Source organism: Sphingopyxis sp. BSNA05, from assembly GCF_013265645.1.
Taxonomy (GTDB): domain Bacteria; phylum Pseudomonadota; class Alphaproteobacteria; order Sphingomonadales; family Sphingomonadaceae; genus Parasphingorhabdus.
In genome coordinates, this window is sequence record NZ_PYIA01000134.1 from 1 (window position 1) to 1,675 (window position 1,675).

General features: G+C 60.1%; 1 protein-coding gene. It reads left to right on the forward strand.

From position 1 onward, the window contains the following. Positions 1-660: 660 nt before the first annotated feature. Positions 661-1,341, forward strand: a complete 681-nt coding sequence (locus C8024_RS15385; RefSeq protein ID WP_173206738.1) for a hypothetical protein — start codon at positions 661-663, stop codon at positions 1,339-1,341. Positions 1,342-1,675 lie beyond the last annotated feature (334 nt).

The window sequence follows — 1,675 nt, forward strand, 5'->3', positions numbered from 1 at the left end:
CTCCCGAATCCTCTTCATGCCGCTAAAACTCCAACAATAAAATATGGTCTGGCTAAACACCCGACACAAAGAAGAAAACCAAACAGGCTTTCACGCGTAAAAGGTATTCGAAATCTACATATTCTATCGTGATCGTCAAGCTTCATCGATATTCTAACATTCAGCACCCTTTCCTACAGATCACCAAATAGGTTATATTGACTCCCTTTAACAAACCATATCTACACTGCCACACCCTTGTGCTGCGGTCGGGATGGTTTCTTACAAGGAGTAAAACCTATGACATTTCAGGATGAATTTATTCACCGCCTGCGGGTGGTGCGGGGTGAGGCAACGGGGGACGGTGAAAGTGGATCGGAGCCTCGAGAAGGCCGCTCGGACGAGAGGAACCACCCCAACCCCTCCTCTGAAAAGGAGGGGCTTGAGAGTGCTGGTGATGGCGGAGAAGTGATACCCCCCTCCCGCTTGCGAGTATCAGGTCGATCAGTCCCCCGGACTGATCTTGAACTGCCGGGGGCAGTTCCACCTGATACTGGGCCGGGGGTGGGCCAGTGTGAAACCGAGAGTGCTGGTGCTGATACAACAGACACCCCACCCTAGCCCTCCCGCGAGCGGGAGGGGGATTCTACCCGCCACGACGGCTGGCACCGTGAGCTCCGGGTGAAATTCCTCGAGGCCCTCGCGCAGACCGGCAATGTTCAGGCGTCGGCCTATTTTGTCCAGCGCAGCCGCCAGTCGGCCTATGACCTGAAACGGCGCGATCCGGATTTTGCGCGGGCGTGGCTGGCGGCCCTGGTGCTGGCGCGGGACGAGGCGCAGGACAAGTTGCAGGAGCGGGCCATTGAAGGCGTCGAGGAAGAGGTCTTCTACCACGGTGAAGTGGTGGCGACGCGGCGGCGCTATGACAGCCGGCTGCTGCTCGCCCATCTGGCCCGGCTCGACAAGATCGCCGAGCAGATCCCGGCGCAACGCGGGGCGGCGCGCTTTGGCGATATGCTCGAGGCGATCGGCAAGGGCGAGGACACCGCGCCGCTGATCGCCACGCCGACCGAGGAGGAGCTGGCGATAGCGGCCGCCAGGGCCGAAGCGCAGGGGCGGCCGGTGCCGGTGGAAGACACGGGCGAGGAATTTTACGCGATCGCCTTCCCCTATCATGACGGCCCGCCCGACTATTATCGCATGACCCCCGAAGAAGCCGCCGAAATGGAACGCGAGGTCCCCGGCCTGACCGCGACACCCACCGGCACGCGCGACGAAGCGGTGATCAACGCCCTGCCTTGTAACGCCGAAGCCATGCGCGAATTTCGGCGTGACGAGGGGGAGAAGGGAAAAAATCTATAACAGTGTAAAGTTTGTAAAGTTCGAGTGGTGCTCGTCATTGCGAGGAGCGGAGCGACGCGGCAAACCAGAGCGGCAAAAGCTGACGATCGTGACAAGACGCTCTGGATTGCGTTGCTGCGCTCGTAATGACGAATGTTGCCCCGATCCCCGTTCGTCTCGAGCGCAGTCGAGAGACCGGTGATGGCGGAAAGGTGTCTCGACCTTGGCCTGTCCTGAGCGCCTGCCAAAGCAGGCAGTCGAAGGGCTCGACACGAACGGGGGGCGATGGAGCGGAGATGATGGAATGGAAACGCAAACGCAGCGCCCAGAGGAAAGAAACCACCCCAACCCCTCC